10 protein-coding genes and 3 pseudogenes are annotated in these 15,778 nt (G+C 71.6%); 6 read left to right on the forward strand and 7 right to left on the reverse strand.

The genetic code is table 11. From position 1 onward, the window contains the following. Positions 1–38: 38 nt before the first annotated feature. The gene (clpB, locus tag AQJ91_RS33170) at positions 39–2,672 is read left to right on the forward strand and encodes an ATP-dependent chaperone ClpB (protein WP_067029000.1); all 2,634 of its coding nucleotides are present in this window, start codon (positions 39–41) and stop codon (positions 2,670–2,672) included. 38 nt (positions 2,673–2,710) lie between these two features. Here clpB and AQJ91_RS33175 read toward each other — a convergent pair whose 3' ends face one another. Then, on the reverse strand, positions 2,711–3,208 hold the full coding sequence (locus AQJ91_RS33175; protein ID WP_234383182.1) for a hypothetical protein: 498 nt from the start codon (positions 3,206–3,208) through the stop codon (positions 2,711–2,713). 141 nt (positions 3,209–3,349) lie between these two features. On the opposite strand from AQJ91_RS33175, the gene AQJ91_RS33180 reads away from it, so the two are divergent. Beyond that, entirely contained in the window at positions 3,350–3,880 is a 531-nt protein-coding gene (locus tag AQJ91_RS33180) for a YbjN domain-containing protein (RefSeq protein ID WP_067029002.1), read from the forward strand. 41 nt (positions 3,881–3,921) lie between these two features. On the opposite strand, the gene AQJ91_RS33185 is transcribed toward AQJ91_RS33180, so the two are convergent. Next, the gene (locus AQJ91_RS33185; RefSeq protein WP_067029004.1) at positions 3,922–5,133 is read right to left on the reverse strand and encodes a hypothetical protein; all 1,212 of its coding nucleotides are present in this window, start codon (positions 5,131–5,133) and stop codon (positions 3,922–3,924) included. A gap of 99 nt (positions 5,134–5,232) precedes the next feature. Then, positions 5,233–5,685, reverse strand: a pseudogene (locus AQJ91_RS33190) (aminotransferase class I/II-fold pyridoxal phosphate-dependent enzyme); the annotation flags it as partial. Positions 5,686–5,857: 172 nt separating this feature from the next. Here AQJ91_RS33190 and AQJ91_RS33195 point away from each other — a divergent pair. The 3 genes from AQJ91_RS33195 (at position 5,858) to AQJ91_RS33205 (ending at position 8,072) form a co-directional block, all read left to right on the forward strand. Continuing rightward, positions 5,858–6,412, forward strand: a complete 555-nt coding sequence (locus AQJ91_RS33195) for a Uma2 family endonuclease (RefSeq protein ID WP_067029005.1) — start codon at positions 5,858–5,860, stop codon at positions 6,410–6,412. 202 nt (positions 6,413–6,614) lie between these two features. Then, positions 6,615–7,307 carry a hypothetical protein gene (locus tag AQJ91_RS33200; protein WP_067029007.1) on the forward strand — a complete coding sequence of 231 codons (693 nt, stop codon included), beginning with the start codon at positions 6,615–6,617 and terminating at the stop codon, positions 7,305–7,307. Positions 7,308–7,325: 18 nt separating this feature from the next. Further along, positions 7,326–8,072 (forward strand): UPF0158 family protein, encoded by a 747-nt coding sequence (locus AQJ91_RS33205; protein ID WP_234383188.1) that lies wholly within the window; start codon positions 7,326–7,328, stop codon positions 8,070–8,072. Between the two features lie 389 nt (positions 8,073–8,461). Here the strand turns inward: AQJ91_RS33205 and AQJ91_RS33210 are convergent. From AQJ91_RS33210 to AQJ91_RS33220, 4 genes and pseudogenes are all read right to left on the reverse strand, one after another. Then, a pseudogene (locus tag AQJ91_RS33210) lies at positions 8,462–8,875 on the reverse strand (aminotransferase class I/II-fold pyridoxal phosphate-dependent enzyme); the annotation flags it as partial. 54 nt (positions 8,876–8,929) lie between these two features. Continuing rightward, positions 8,930–9,022 (reverse strand): annotated as a pseudogene (locus tag AQJ91_RS58450) (aminotransferase class I/II-fold pyridoxal phosphate-dependent enzyme); the annotation flags it as partial. 125 nt (positions 9,023–9,147) lie between these two features. Then, positions 9,148–10,461 (reverse strand): SWIM zinc finger family protein, encoded by a 1,314-nt coding sequence (locus AQJ91_RS33215; RefSeq protein WP_067029013.1) that lies wholly within the window; start codon positions 10,459–10,461, stop codon positions 9,148–9,150. Positions 10,462–10,474: 13 nt separating this feature from the next. After that, positions 10,475–13,384 (reverse strand): DEAD/DEAH box helicase, encoded by a 2,910-nt coding sequence (locus AQJ91_RS33220; RefSeq protein WP_079085391.1) that lies wholly within the window; start codon positions 13,382–13,384, stop codon positions 10,475–10,477. A gap of 228 nt (positions 13,385–13,612) precedes the next feature. Between AQJ91_RS33220 and AQJ91_RS33225 the strand changes: the two genes are divergently transcribed. Beyond that, a complete protein-coding gene (locus AQJ91_RS33225; protein WP_067029015.1) occupies positions 13,613–15,772 on the forward strand; it encodes a plasmid pRiA4b ORF-3 family protein in 2,160 nt (719 codons plus the stop codon). Positions 15,773–15,778 lie beyond the last annotated feature (6 nt).

Genomic DNA, 15,778 nt, shown 5'->3' on the forward strand with positions numbered 1-15,778 from the left:
GCACTGGGAGAAGCTGACGCCAGGAGGAGAACGCGAACGTGGACGCCGAGCTGACCAACCGGAGCCGGGACGCCATCAACGCGGCCGGCAACCGGGCCGTGACCGAGGGGCACCCCGACCTCACCCCCGCCCACCTGCTGCTTGCGCTGCTTCAAGGGCAGGACAACGAGAACATCATCGACCTGCTGGCCGCCGTCGACGCCGACCAGGCCGCCGTACGGGCGGAAGCGGAGAAGGTGCTCGCCGCGCTGCCCAGCGTGACCGGGTCCACCGTGGCGCCCCCGCAGCCCAACCGGGAGCTGCTCGCCGTCATCGCGGACGCGCAGACGCGGGCCCAGGACCTCGGGGACGAGTACCTCTCCACCGAGCATCTCCTCATCGGCATCGCCGCCAAGGGCGGGCAGGCCGGTGACGTCCTGAACCAGCAGGGGGCCAGTGCCAGGAAGCTGCTGGACGCCTTCAAGAAGGCCAGGGGAGGGCGCCGGGTGACCAGTGCCGATCCCGAGGGGCAGTACAAGGCGCTGGAGAAGTTCGGTACGGACTTCACCGCCGCCGCGCGGGAGGGGAAGCTCGATCCCGTCATCGGGCGGGACCATGAGATCCGGCGCGTGGTGCAGGTGCTCAGCCGCCGTACCAAGAACAACCCCGTCCTCATCGGTGAGCCCGGCGTCGGCAAGACCGCCGTCGTCGAGGGGCTCGCCCAGCGGATCGTCAAGGGTGACGTGCCCGAGTCCCTCAAGAACAAGCGGCTCGTCGCGCTCGACCTCGGTGCCATGGTCGCCGGGGCCAAGTACCGCGGTGAGTTCGAGGAGCGGCTGAAGACCGTCCTGGCCGAGATCAAGGCGTCCGACGGGCAGATCATCACCTTCATCGACGAGCTGCACACCGTCGTGGGGGCCGGCGCCGGTGGTGACTCCGCCATGGACGCCGGGAACATGCTGAAGCCCATGCTCGCCCGCGGTGAGCTGCGCATGGTCGGCGCCACGACCCTCGACGAGTACCGGGAGCGGATCGAGAAGGACCCGGCCCTGGAGCGGCGGTTCCAGCAGGTGCTGGTCGCCGAGCCGACCGTCGAGGACACCATCGCCATCCTGCGCGGGCTCAAGGGGCGGTACGAAGCCCACCACAAGGTCCAGATCGCCGACAGTGCGCTCGTCGCGGCGGCGACTCTGTCCGACCGGTACATCACCTCCCGTTTCCTCCCCGACAAGGCCATCGACCTCGTCGACGAGGCGGCGTCCCGCCTCCGTATGGAGATCGACTCCTCCCCCGTCGAGATCGACGAACTCCAGCGTGCCGTCGACCGGTTGAAGATGGAGGAGCTGGCGATCGGCAAGGAGACCGACCCGGCCTCCCGCGAGCGCCTGGAGAAGCTGCGCCGCGACCTCGCCGACAAGGAGGAGGAGCTGCGGGGCCTCACCGCCCGCTGGGAGAAGGAGAAGCAGTCCCTCAACCGCGTCGGTGAGCTCAAGGAACGCCTCGACGAGATCCGCGGCCAGGCCGAACGCGCCCAGCGCGACGGCGACTTCGACACCGCCTCCAAGCTGCTGTACGGGGAGATCCCGGCCCTGGAGAAGGAGTTGGAGGCCGCCTCCGAGGCCGAGGAGGAGGCCGCCAAGGACACCATGGTCAAGGAGGAGGTCGGCTCCGACGACATCGCGGACGTCGTGGCGGCCTGGACCGGTATCCCGGCCGGGCGGCTCCTGGAGGGCGAGACGCAGAAACTCCTGCGGATGGAGGACGAGTTGGGCCGCCGGCTCATCGGGCAGACGGAGGCCGTGCAGGCCGTGTCCGACGCCGTACGCCGCACCCGCGCCGGCATCGCGGACCCCGACCGCCCCACCGGCTCCTTCCTCTTCCTCGGCCCCACCGGCGTCGGCAAGACCGAACTCGCCAAGGCCCTCGCCGACTTCCTCTTCGACGACGAGCGGGCGATGATCCGCATCGACATGTCGGAGTACGGCGAGAAGCACAGCGTGGCCCGGCTGGTCGGCGCGCCGCCCGGCTACGTCGGCTACGAGGAGGGCGGCCAGCTGACGGAGGCGGTGCGGCGTCGCCCGTACTCCGTGGTCCTGCTGGACGAGGTGGAGAAGGCGCACCCCGAGGTCTTCGACATCCTCCTGCAGGTGCTGGACGACGGGCGGCTGACGGACGGTCAGGGCCGTACGGTCGACTTCCGGAACACGATCCTGGTCCTCACCTCCAACCTCGGCAGCCAGTTCCTGGTGGATCCGATGACCAGCGAGGCGGAGAAGAAGGAGCAGGTGCTGGAGGTGGTGAGGGCGTCCTTCAAGCCGGAGTTCCTCAACCGGCTGGACGACTTCGTGGTCTTCTCGGCCCTGTCGAAGGCGGAGCTGCAGCGGATCGCCGAGCTCCAGATCGGCCGGCTGGCCAAGCGGCTCGCCGAGCGCCGGCTGACCCTGGAGGTCACCCCCGAGGCCCTGGCCTGGCTCGCCGACGAGGGCAACGACCCGGCGTACGGCGCCCGCCCCCTGCGCCGCCTCGTCCAGACCGCCATCGGCGACCGGCTGGCCAAGGAGATCCTGGCCGGCGAGGTCAAGGACGGCGACACGGTATGGGTGGACGTTCCCCCAGTCTCGGCTTCGCTCGACCGGGGGGACCCCCATGGGGAGGGCCTGATCGTGGGGCCGGCGACCGGCAAGACGCTGTAGCCGCCGGGTGTGACGCGACGGCCCGGTCGGCCGTCGCGTCACAGCGTGAACGCGGCGAAGCGCACCAGCGCGGTGTCGGCGCCCTCGTGCTCCACGTTCACCTGCACGACGTGGGCGCCCGCATCGGGATGGCCTCCCGGGTGGTCCACATCCAGACAGAGATCCACGTCCCCGGCGCCGCAGAACTCCGTCTCGGGCGCCGGGGCGTCCGGATAGGTGTGCGTGAGCCAGTCGCGGACGTCCGCGCGCGGCATCCGGAAGGCCGCGCTGTAGTGGATGTCCTGGAAACCCTGCACCTCGCATGCCCCGACGACCTGGGCGCCGTCCGGCAGCTCGGCCCCGCCGAAGTGCAGGGCGTCGGCACAGGGGACCTTCTCGAGACCGGCGCCCCTCGCTTCGTCGTCGGTCACCACCCAGACCACCATCATGGCGACGAAGCCGATCACAGCCAGCGCCGGCAACCCCATGATGGCGGCCACCACTCCCCACCTGGTCCGCCCGCGCGACGCCCCCGTCTCGCTCCAGATCTCCGACACGGCCCCACCCCTTTGTGCGTACCCCGACAAGTACGTGCGGCCAGATCATGTCAGCCGACGGCAGACAGGTCCCGTCAGAGCTTGCCACCCCCCTCCCCGCATGGGGGAGGATGGCGGAATCCGTACGAAGGGAAAAACACGGTGAGCATCGACCCGTCCTCGATTCCGAACTTCGGGGGCCAGCCAGAGCCGCAGCCCCAAGGACCGGCGGGCCCCGTCGTCCCGGATCAGGACCTCGTGAAGCAGCTCCTCGACCAGATGGAGCTCAAGTATGTCGTCGACGACGAGGGTGACCTCGCGGCGCCGTGGGAGCAGTTCCGTACGTACTTCATGTTCCGCGGTGAGGGTGACCAGCAGGTCTTCTCGGTGCGGACGTTCTACGACCGGCCCCACAAGATCGACGAGAAGCCTCTGCTGCTGGAGTCCATCGACGACTGGAACCGGCGGACCCTGTGGCCCAAGGTCTACAGCCACACCCATGATGACGGCACCGTCCGCCTGATCGGCGAGGCGCAGATGCTGATCGGCACCGGCGTCAGCCTGGAGCACTTCGTCTCGTCGACGGTCAGCTGGGTGCGGGCCGCCATCGAGTTCGACAAGTGGCTCGTTGAACAGCTCGGCCTCGAGCAGGAGGTCAACGACGCGGAGAAGCCCGAGGACGACGAGGAGTAAGCCCTCGGCCCCAGCCCCGCAGCTCTACCAGCTCGACAGCTTCACAGCGGCGTGTTGGCGATGACCACCAGATACGCGCCGTAGGCGAAGGAGAGCCCGGCCAGGGCACCGGCCACCACGGCCGCGTGCCAGGGCCGGGCTCTCGCCGTCCGCACCAGCGCCCGCGCGAGCGGCAGGAGCAGTGGAAAGGCGGGCAGCAGGAAGCGCGGCTTGGACTCGAAGAAGCCCGATCCGCCGAGCGTGATCAGCAGCAGTACGCCGCTGTAGACGAGCAGCGGGAGCGGCGCCCGGTCGGCCAGCAGCAGCGCGTACAGCAGGACCGCCGCCGCCACGATCACCATCGTCATCGGGAAGACGAAGCGGTCCCCGTGCAGCAGCAGACGGCGGGCGAAGTGCGCCGAGCCCCGGCCGAAGTCGAACCGCGAGCCCCACAGCTCCTGCACCTCGAAGTAGCCGCCGAGCAGATCGCCCTTCCGGTGCCCGACCCACAGCACACACGCACCCCACCCCAGCGGCGCGAGCGCGGCACCCGTCCACAGCCTGTGGATAACTTTTCCGATCCGCCGACGGCTCCGCCACACCTCGTACGCCGCCGCTGCCAGCACCGCCGCCGCGACCGCGAACCCGTTCGGCCGGGCCAGCCCCGCCAGCGTGGCCAGCGCCCCCGCCCGCACCCAGTGTCCGCCGAGCACCGCGTACAGCGACCAGGCGGCGAAGGCGGTGAGCACCGGCTCGGTGTACGCCATCGACAGCACGACCGAGTGCGGCAGGAGCCCCCAGAGCAGCACCAGCGCGGTGGCCACCGCCCGACCGTGCAGCCGGGCCCCGACGGCGTGGATCCCGCAGGCCGCCACCGCCGCCGCGGCCCACGACACCAGCAGCCCCGCCGCGCCCCCGCCCAGCGGCGTCAATGCGGTGACCGCCCGCACCAGCGCCGGGTACAGCGGGAAGAACGCCAGGTCGCTCTGGACGACGTCGGGCTCGAAGCGCAGGGTGCGGCCGTAGCCGTGCGCGGCGATCCCCAGGTACCAGAGCGAGTCCCAGGACCGCCCCAGCAGCGCCAGCGGCTGCTTGTCACCGGTCGCCCAGGCGACGGCCGCGACCATGGCCACCCCGGCCAGCCGGACGGCGGCGAACAGACCCAGCGCCGCCGCGAGCAGGTGACGCGGGCGAAGACGCTCCCCGGTCTCCGGCTCGGCCGGTGCAGGAGGCGAGGGTGGCGCAGGTGACGCGAGGGTACTGGCGTGGGTCACACCGGAACATTGCAGGTGAAACCTCGCATATGCGAGCGTTGCGCGCCCGGCCGGGTGTGGCTTCGCGGCGTACGGCGTGGCGGCGTGACTCCCCGGTGATCAGCCCGCCAGCGCCTTGAGCCGCCGCACCGCCTCCTCCAGCACCGCCGTCTGCTTGCAGAACGCGAACCGCACGAACGACGCGCCCGCCTCCCGGTGGTCGTAGAAGACCGCGTTGGGGATGGCGACGACCCCCGCCCGCTCCGGCAGCGCGCGGCAGAAGGCGAAGCCGTCGCCCTCTTGGGACAGCGCGGCGCCCAGTGGGCGGATGTCGGTCGTGATGAAGTACGTGCCCGCCGGCCGGAGCACCTCGAACCCCGCCTCCGTCAGGCCGGCCGCCAGCAGGTCCCGCTTGGCCGGCATGTCCTCGCGGAAGGCGGTGAAGTAGGTGTCGGGGAGCGAGAGGGCCTCGGCGACGGCGTACTGGAACGGCCCCGACGCGACATACGTCAGGAACTGCTTCGCCGAACGGACCGCCGAGACCAGCCCCGGAGCCGCCGTCATCCAGGCCACACCTCGTTCGTGCACTCATTCGCGTGTCGCGCGACAGGCCCACCAGAGGTATCTCCAGGACCGCCGGTGAGCCGGCCGCAGAACCTGTCCGGACCGATCTCACAGCTGTACCGTCGGGCTCGGTGACGCGGCGCTGTCCGTCGTATCCTGACCACACGGGAAGGAGCCGTCCATGAGTGTCGACGCGATCGTGCACACCGAGTTCCCCAAGGGGTACACGGTCCTGTTCGGGGCCGACGGGAAGGTGATCATGACTCCGCAGAGCTTCGAGCACTCCAACACGATCAAGTCGATGCAGTACGACACGATCGTGTCCCTCGGACGCCATGCGAAGACCGCCTCCGACGTCTACATCGACTTCCCCGCCGACGAGAACTCCGCCCCCGATCTGGCGATCCTTCGCGAGGACGCCCGTCGGGAAGGCAAGCGCTACAGCTTCGAGGACGTCCTGCTGATCTCCGAGGTCGTCTCGACCTCCTCCGCACGCAAGGACTACGACGACTGCACCACGAAGTACGGCCGCTACGGCATCCCCGTCTACCTGGTCGTGGACCCCTACGCCCAGGAGGTCGTCCTCCACACCCAGCCGACCGCCACCGGTTACATCGCGGCACACACCCACAAGTACGGCACGGGCAAGCTCCCCATCCCCCTGGCCGACGGCCGCACCTTCACCCTCGACCTCGACGAACTCCCGCGCCCGGAGCCCGAGGTGGACGCCCGCTGACAAGGACTCCCGGTGCGGCCGGGCCGTGCCGTCGGCGCCTCCGTCGTCGGGCGTGGTCGTTCCTGGTCGGTGGCGGCCGTGGATCTCGGCCTTCGGGCAGGGGCTTCCACCCTCCAGCAAGATTCTCGGCGACCCGCACGACCGAACTCGTTCTCGTCGCGATCCGCTCACGGAACCCGAAGATTGAGCCGACCGTGTTGTAGTGGCCGGCCTGCTGGGGGTGCTGGCCGAGGACTACGACCCCGATGCCGCCCGCGCGGAGCTTGCCGGCTGGATTGCGGCCCACGGCGAGCGGGAAGGTGCCCTGCGGCAACTGACCGACGCCGTAAGGACCATGACCTTCCGCACGCGTGCGCAGGCGATGCTCGACGTGCTGCTGGCGGCGTTGCCGGACGGTGAGGGCGAGCGGCTGCTGTGCACGCTGCGGCGAGACACACAGCTGGCGCCGCTGGCGCTGAACGCGCTGGCGCACCGTGAGCTGCTGTCTCCCGAGGACATGACCGATGCCGAGTATCTGCTGGTGCTTGCCGAGAGCCTGCTTCAGCTCGTGGAGTTGGCAGGCGGCGGGGACGGCGCCGAGGAGGTGCTGCGCGCCCAGGTCCCCAGGCCGGGGACGCGGTTGCCGCCGCGTTGGACTCCGCGCACCCGGACCGGGCCGGGCTCGACGAGCTCAGGCAGCTGGCGGCACGGGCACTGGGTACCCCCGGCGCCCGCCTCGGCCGCGCCCGGAAGGCTCGGCGCCCCTCAGGCAAGCGCGGCCACAAGCGACGCCGCTGACCGGGCAACACCGCCTGGCCCCCCAGGCGCCGGGTGCGCTGCTGGCACTGGCACTGGCACTGGCACGGAGCCGGGCGCCGGGAAACCGATGGGCCCCGGCCTCGTACGTCCTCGGTGACGCGCTACCGTCGGGGCCGTGGCCGAAGGATGGGACGAAGACGGCTTGCGGGCCGTGCGCGGCGCGCTCTACACGCAGGACGGGGCGGCGCTGTTTGCCGCGTTGCACCGTGGACCCGTGCGTGAGGTGCTGCAACTGGCCGGCGATGGTGTGGCCGTGGCCGCGGCGCAGGGCCTGCCGGGGGCTGCGGAGATGGCGGCCTTGTTTCTCGGCGCGCTCCAGGAGCGTGGCTTCCGTGGCGATGAGGAGCTGGCGGATCGGTTGCGTGCGGCCACGGGAGACGCGGCGATCCCCCTCCTGCGCCCGCTCGCGGTCGATCTGGAGATGCTCGCCATGCTGCTGGAGGGCGACCCGGCCGAGTCCGGTGGCCGTCTGGATCTGTCCACCGGGGAGTGCGGGCGGGCGTTCACTGACGAGCTGGAGCCTGGGCCCGAGGCCGAGGAGGCGGACGATCCCGAGCGATGGCTGTACGTTCCGGCTCTGGGCTCCCGGGCCGGTTACCGGGACATGGAGCTGTTCATCGAAGAGGTCGGGGCCGCCGCCCTTGCCGACCGGCTGCGGATCGCCATCGGTGGGCGGGGCGCCTTCCGGCGCTTCAAGGACGTCCTCGCCCGTGACGAGCGCTCCTGGCGCCGGTACCACCGGTTCCGCGATGAGCGACAGCGTGGCCGGGCCCGCGCCTGGCTGGCCGAGGAGGGCTACTGCCCGCCCATCACCTTCTTCGCAGAGCCCAGCTCGGGTTCGTATCCTTCGGGGCCGGTATAACTCTCTGCTGCCCCTGTCCTGCATGATCCGGGGGCGCTGTCACCGGGCGTGGCGGCACCGGTTGACCGCTGTTGGAAGCGTGTCCGCCGACAGGCGGGCTGCGTGATATGACTGCCGATCACCGGTGTCCCGGTCGACCAGGCGGCAGTCGAGCTTGCCGACGAGGACGCATGCTTCGAGCGAGCCCAGAGGCGGCCTGAGTTCAGGACGCGAGGTGTTGCAGTCGACCGGCTGCCTCGTGGAGAACGTCGTCTCTCTTGCAGAACGCGAAGCGAACAAAGGGGGTCTTCGAAGTTGAGCGGTGCGCCCCTGTTGGTCGGCGTCCGCCCCCAGGGCCCTCGTAAGCCGGGGATGTGACACTCCCGCGGAAACTGTCACATCCTCGCGGCTTACCAGTCGGCGCCCGGCGTCCGCGCACCGCTCAACTTCGAAGACCCAACAAAGGGTGCGCCCTGCTCACGGTGGTCGTAGAAGACCGCGTTGGGGATCGCGACCACCCCGCAGCGCTCCGGCAGCGCACGGCAGAAGGTGAAACCGTCGCTCTCACCGAGGGGCCGGATATCGGTGGTGATGAAGTACGTGCCGGCCGGGCGGAAGACCTTGAAGCCCGCCCGCTCCAGGCCGCCCGCGAGCAGGTCCCGTTTGGCCAGCATGTCCGCGCGGAAGTCCGCGAAGTACGCGTCGGGCAGGCGCAGGGCCTCGGCCACGGCGTACTGGAAGGGCCCGGAGGCGACGTACGTCAGGAACTGCTTGGCCGAGCGGACGGCGGCGACGAGATCGGGGGCGCCGGTAACCCAGCCGACTCCGCGTTCACACACCCATTCGCGTGGGTTCGGACCGGGCGCAGCCGTACCGCCAGGAATGGCGACGACCCCGGCGCGCTCCGGCAGGGCCCGGCAGAAGGCGAAGCCGTCGTTCTCGCCGAGGGGCCGGATGTCGGTGGTGATGAATTACGTGCCCACCGGAGTCCGCCGTCGCCGGTCGGGGCGCCGACCGATTCGCGCGTCTCCGCCGCGCGACCGAACGCAACGTGCGGCCGGGGACGGATTCGGTGGATCGAGGGACACCTCGAGCATCATGTTTCGAGGAGAGCGGTCAGGACGACGGCGGGATCGGCGTCAGGCGGTCCGGCCGGCCACCAGATGCCCTGGTCCTTGGTGTACGGGTACCACAGTCCGTCCCGGCCCAGGCGCAGTTGGGCGTTGTGGCCCTCGACGGTCCAGCGGTTGCGCCAGGAGCGGAGCCGGGGCGGTCTGCTGTCGGCCCAGTCCGCTCGCAGCGCCTCGCGGTCGCGCTCCAGGCGGGAGGCGGGTGGGGTCCAAGAGCTTTCCAGTACGTCCAGGGATGCGGCGCCGCCGTGCCGCCACGCGCGGGTGGCGGCGGCGAGGTCGCGGGGGGTGCGGCCGCAGTTCGAAGCGATCCGGGCGAAGACCTCCGGGGTGGGGTGGGCGGCGGCGAAGCGGACGGCGTCCTGCCAATTGGTGAGCGGGACGGGCGGGGCCGTGTCGGCATGCCGCGAGCCGAGGGCTCCGGCGAGCAGATGGTGGGCGCGCATCGCGGTGTCGGCGGCGAGCAGTTCGAGCGCGGCCGGGTCCAGGCCGGGCTCCGGGACGGCCGAGTCCATCAGCGCGGGGCCGCGGCCGGCCCGGTCGGGCAGCGGGGGCGGGGCGGGCAGGGACGGCAGGTCGGCGCGTGAGGCGAAGGCGGGCCCTGCGGGATCGCCGGTCCGGGCCGGGGGCCCGCTCCGATCCGTGCCTGCCGTTGCCGTGGCCACCGCGGCTTCGGCGGAGGCGCGGGCGGTGTTGCGGCGGCCGAGCTCGTCCATCAGCTCCTGCTCGCCGCGCCCCCGCAGGAGCAGCAGCACGAAGGGGTCGCGGTCCAGGAGCCGGGCGACCTGGTAGCAGAGGGCCGCGGCGTGTTTGCAGGGGTAGCCCCAGTCGGGGCAACTGCACTCCGGGTCGAGATCCCGTGGGCCGGGCAGCAGCGGGACGCCGGCGGCCGCCGCGTCGTCGGCGAGCCCGGCGGGCATCTCGCCGTCCAGCAGCGCGGCGATGTTGGCGGCCCGCTCGGCGATCATGTCGAGCAGCCGGTCCCACTGCCGGTCCGTCAGCTGCTCCACCTGGACCGTGGAGCGGTAGGGGGTACGGCGACTGCCCTGCACCGGAGCGGCGGCTGAACCGGGCGCGACGGTGACCTGGCCGACCGCGCCGCCGCGCGCGTAGGTCCGGCCGCGCTGCAGGCGGCCGGAGTCCAGGGAGGACTCCTCGAGGGAGCGCAGCCAGGCGCGGCCCCACCAGGACTCGGCGAAAGGCGCGCGGCTGCCCTTGGCCGGCGGGAGGGCCTCGAAGGTACGGGCGGCCGACTCGCCCGGCCGACCGCGTCCGGTCATCGTCCTGTCCCCGTCATCGTCCCGTCCTTCGCAGTGTGACCAGTTCGGCCAGTTCGCTGTCGCTCAGTTCGCTGAAGGCCGCCTCGCCCGAGCCGAGCACCGAGTCGGCCAGTTCCCGCTTCTGGCGGAGCATCTCGGCGACCCGGTCCTCCACGGTGCCCTCGGCGATCAGCTTGTGCACCTGGACCGGCTGGGTCTGTCCGATCCGGTAGGCGCGGTCGGTGGCCTGGTCCTCCACGGCCGGGTTCCACCAGCGGTCGTAGTGGATGACGTGTCCGGCCCGGGTCAGGTTCAGACCGGTCCCGGCGGCCTTGAGGGACAGCAGGAACACCTTCTTCTCGCCGGTCTGGAAGGCGTCGACCATCTCCTCGCGGCGTTTGACCGTGGTGCCTCCGTGCAGGAACAGGGTGCCCACGCCGCGGTCGGCCAGGTGGCGCTCGATCAGCGCGCCCATGGCCACGTACTGGGTGAAGACAAGGGCCGACCCGTCCTCGGCCAGGACGGTGTCGAGGAGTTCGTCCAGGAGTTCCAGTTTCCCCGAGCGGCCCGGGAGCCTGGCACCCGCGGGCTCCTTCAGGAACTGCGCGGGGTGGTTGCAGACCTGCTTCAGGCCGGTGAGGAGCTTCATCACCAGGCCGCGCCGCGCCATGCCCTGCTTCTCCTCGATCTCGGCCATGAGCTCGCGTACCAGCGCCTCGTACAGCGACACCTGCTCCTTCGTCAGGGACACCGGCTGGTCGGTCTCGGTCTTGGGCGGCAGTTCGGGCGCGATGCCGGGGTCGGACTTGCGTCGGCGCAGCAGGAAGGGACGGACCAGCGCGGCCAGCTGCCGGGCGGCCTGTTCGTCGCGGTCGCCCTCGACGGCCGTGGCGTAACGATCACGGAAGGAGGTGAGCGTGCCGAGCAGGCCGGGGGTGGTCCAGTCGAGCAGTGACCACAGTTCGGACAGGTTGTTCTCGACCGGGGTGCCGGTCAGCGCGACCCGTCCCCGTGAGCGGATCCGGCGCAGGGCCTGGGCAGTGAGTGCGTGCGGGTTCTTGACGTGCTGGGCCTCGTCGGCGACGAGCAGGCCCCAGGGCTGCTCGGTGAGGCGTTCGGTGTCGCGGCGCATGGTCCCGTAGGTGGTCAGGACGAAGCCGCCGTCCGCTCCGCCGTCGAGGCCGGCCAGCTCACGGCCGGGACCGTGGAAGCGGCGCACCGGGGTGGCCGGTGCGAAGCGCCGGATCTCGCGCTCCCAGTTGCCGAGCAGCGAGGCGGGGCAGACCACCAGGGTGGGGCCGGCGGTGGTCTTCCGCTCCTGGCGACGCAGGTGGAGAGCGATCAGGGTGACGGTCTTGCCCAGGCCCATGTCGTCGGCGAGGCAGCCGCCCAGGCCGAGCGAGGTCATCCGGTGCAGCCAGTTCAGGCCGCGCAACTGGTAGTCGCGCAGGGTCGCGGCCAGGGCTCTCGGCGGCCCCTGGGGCTCGCGCGCGGCGCGGGCCTCGGGGTCGGCGATCCGGGAGCGCAGCTCCTCCAGTACGCCGCTCGCGGTGACCGCCACCTGTTCGCCGTCCACCTCCACGCTGCCGGTCAGCGCGGCACCCAGGGCGTCGATCGGGGTGAGCGGGGTCGTCGTGGACTGCGCGGCCCGGCGCAGCCGGCGGACCAGATCCGGGTCCACGACCACCCACTGGTCGCGCAGCCGCACGATCGGCCGGTGTGCCTGGACCAGCCGCTCCAGCTCCTCCTCGGTGAGTTCCCGGTCTCCGAGGGCGACCCGCCAGCGGAAGTCCAACAGGCCGCCGGAGGACAGGAACGACTCGGCCGCAGACTGCGTCCCCTGGCGGCGAACGGGTTCCAGGACGCCGGAGGCCGTCAGCTCGCGTACCAGCTCCTTGGGCCAGTGCACGGCGACCCCGGCGGCGGCAAGGCTTTCCGCCGCGTCGCCCAGCAGCGACTGGGCCTCCTCGTCGGACAGCTCCAGGCCGGCCGGGGCGGCGGAGTCCAGCAGCCGTCCGGCCGGGGGCCAGGCGCGGGCGGCCCGGCGCAGCGTCAGCAGCGTGTCCACCTTGGCCCGCGGGCCGAACAGTTCGGGGGCGGTGGCCCTGCCGGACCACAGGTCCGCGGCGTCGGCGAGCACAGTGGGATCGGCCAGGCTGCGCAGCTGGACCACAGCCTGGAAGGAGTCCGAGCGGCCCAGTTCCAACCGCAGCGAGACAGCCAGGCCCGCGTCGCGGCCGGCGGCGACCTCCGCTGCCCACGCCCGCTGCTCGGGCACGGACTGCGGTGCGCGCACCGCGAACGCCGGCCCGGCGGTCACCTGGCGGGCGGCGGGAGGGCGGGCGAGGGAATCGGCCACGGCGTCAAGGAAGGCCCGCAGCAGTGGCTCGGCCGCCGGAAGCGTGAGGGGGGAGAGCCCGGGAACCGCGACTGCGCGGGCCTGAGGAGGCATGGCGGCGGCAAGGGCAGCCAGCCGCTCGTGATCCTCGGTGTCCAGCGGGCCGACCCGCCAGGCGTCGAAGCCTTCCGGCGACACCCCGGGCAGCATCCGGCCCCGGGCGAGCAGACGCAGCCCCAGCAGGGCCGCTGTGCCCCAGAACGCGGTACCGGCCGACGCCCGCCCGCTGCCGTCCGCGCCGAGCGCCCGGCAGCGGGTCAGCAGCGGCAGCGCCTCCTCCACCGGCAGCAGCACGGCGACCACCCGCGCCCGTCGCACGGACGAACCGTGCGGGCGGACCACGGTGAGTTCCTCGGGTTCCACCCCGAGGTCCGGTGGCTCACTCCCAGGCGTCCAGAACGCCATCCGTCCCATCCGGGGAGGGTCCGCGGGAAGGAACACGGCCTCGCCCAGGGCGAGTTCCGGCAACCCGGCAGACATCCGTTCCCGGTCCCAAGTCGCCGACTCGGGCTCCGCCGACGGGTAAGTCTTCGCCACCACGCCCACTCCTGGCCAGGCTCCTGCAACTGTTCGGGAGGGCGCGGGTAGCCCACGAGCCCTCGGCGGGTCAAGGCTATCCGCGCGGATGGACAGGGAACGCCAGAAGTGTTTCGCCCACTCGGCGCAGTGCGGAAAGATGTCACCGGCACCCGCCAGGGACCAGCGCGACCCCTTTGTGATCGCAGCCCGTTACCGGTGCCGGAATCCGCCTCCGCCCTGAGGGAACCCTTCGCCGTGACCGCCGAGCCCATGCCGACCTACCAGTTGAAGATCGCCCTGCGAGACACCAGTCCGCCGGTCTGGCGCCGGGTCACCCTGCCCGCTGACACCTCGCTCGGCTGCCTGCACGACATCATCCAGGCATGCTTCGGCTGGGACGACTCGCACCTGCACTCCTTCACCGAACCTGACTCCGGCCGCCAATTCGTCGACTTCGACGCACCGTTGGACCGCGATCCCTTCCGCGACGCCGACGAGGAGTCGGTGACCGTGGCCGAGGTGCTGCCCCGCGAAGGCGGTCGGCTGGAGTACACCTACGACTTCGGCGACGACTGGCGGCACCGGATCACGCTGGAGAAGATCCTCCCCGCGTCCACCCCCGATCGGCGCGTCCGCTGTACCGGGGGTCGCCGCGCCATGCCCTGTGCCGAGGACATCGGCGGAGCCTGGGGGCTGCAAGCCGTACTCGACGCCGTCGAGGACCGTGGCGCACCGGCCCCCGAGCCGTGGACCGACCTGGTCGAAACCCTGCGGGAGGAGGGGTTCGACGCCGCCCGCTTCGACCGCGACGCCCTGGACCGGGAACTGGCCGGCCTGGACCCGCAGCCGCCCACGGCCACCCCGGCACCAGGTCCGGCCGAAGCCGCCCCCGGTGGGCGGCGCTGTTCCTGCGGCGAGGTCCACGACGCCGAGGACGACGAGGACCTGTACATGGATTCCGTCCCGGTGCGACCCGTCTCCCTCGCACCACGCGCGGAACTCGCCGCAGCAGCCCGGCAGGTGCCGCTGATCGCCTCCGCGATCCGCCTGGCCCACTGGTGCCAGGGCGGACGAGCCGTCACATCCCGGGAGGTGCTCAAGCCTCCCCTGGGCCGCCAGGCCGTCCAGGAACTCGAACTCTGGACCCATGACGACGAACTGAGCACACTCCGGCCCGAGGAGCGCGACAAGCGGCTGGCCCGCCTGCGCAGCTCCGGAGACCTGCCCTGCCTGGACGACCCCTGGCAGCTCGCCGTGTACGCGGACCTGGTGGAGATCGGCAGGGGCGTCGCCCATCCCGGTGCCGGCCTGCCCGCTGCCGCGGAGGACGAGGGAGCGCTGGACCTCTGGTGCGATGCGCTCGGGGACGACCTCGATGATCTGAACGACCTCGGGAACCTCGGCCTGTCCCCGGTGCTGCTGGGCGCGCTGGACATTGAGGACGAGGACGGCCACGGCCTGGCGGCGGTGGTGCTGCGGGCGCTGTACGAGGTTCCCGATGGCGAGTGGCTGGACACCGCGCTGCTCATCGGAGCACTCCGCGAGGGTCTCCCGAAGCAGGAGGCACGGCTGGTCGAACTGTTCCTCCTGCAGATTCTCGACCAGGCGGCCGTTGTCCTTGCCGAGTACCAGGCGGCGGAGGTCGAGAGCGGCCCGCAGACGAGCCGACAGCGCGATCACATCGTCCTCGGCATCCTCGGTATCGAGGCGAGCGCCGAGGACAGCGACGGCACTCCGCCGGCCGGGACACGGCTCCGGCTCACTCCGCTGGGACGCCACGGGCTGCGCGAGTACCTGCTCGCCGAGGGATTCCACGCCCCGCTCATCGGCGAACTGGCCGACGCAGACGCTCCGACCTTGCTCGACGCTCTCCTCGACTACGACCAGGAGGCCGCCCACTCCGAGATCACCGGATGGATCAGTCATCGGGGCCAGGGCTCAGCGGCAGTCCAGCTCATCGACGCCTGTGCCGGTTTGGAAGCCGATGCGGCCCTCCGCCGCCTTGCCGCCGCGCCGGTGCTCGCGGAACTCGATGAACCCAGAGCGCTCGCGGTCCTGCGCAAAGCCGCGGCCTCCCAGGTCCCCGGCTGCGCGGAGACCGCGGCGATCGCGCTGGCCGGCCATGGTGAGATCCCAGAGGGACACGGTCCGGAACTCCAACTGTGGGGGCTCGTGGACCATCTGTGGGGCCCGCTCGGCGTGGCGGACGAGGCACTTGCCATGTTCCTGGAGCAGGAGGGGGACTCGGTACTGCCGCTCCTCGAGCAGGCGGCCGACGATCTGTGGCGCTGCGACCATCCCGCCACTGGGGCCGTTCTGGATGCGGCAGGGCGACTTCTGAGGGCTCGGGACAAGGCGCTGGCCAAGCGACTGCGCAGGTCCGCAACGAGAGTCGGACCCGGGCGTCGACCATGAGGTGTC

It is taken from the genome of Streptomyces dysideae, assembly GCF_001514305.1.
Classification (GTDB): Bacteria; Actinomycetota; Actinomycetes; order Streptomycetales; family Streptomycetaceae; genus Streptomyces; species Streptomyces dysideae.

Excerpts from the sequence above, each read along its gene's own strand:
- AQJ91_RS33215 (WP_067029013.1), bottom strand. The coding sequence starts at position 10,461 with ATGACCGGACGCGGTCGGCCGGGCGAGTCGGCCGCCCGTACCTTCGAG.
- AQJ91_RS33195 (WP_067029005.1), top strand. The coding sequence starts at position 5,858 with ATGAGTGTCGACGCGATCGTGCACACCGAGTTCCCCAAGGGGTACACG.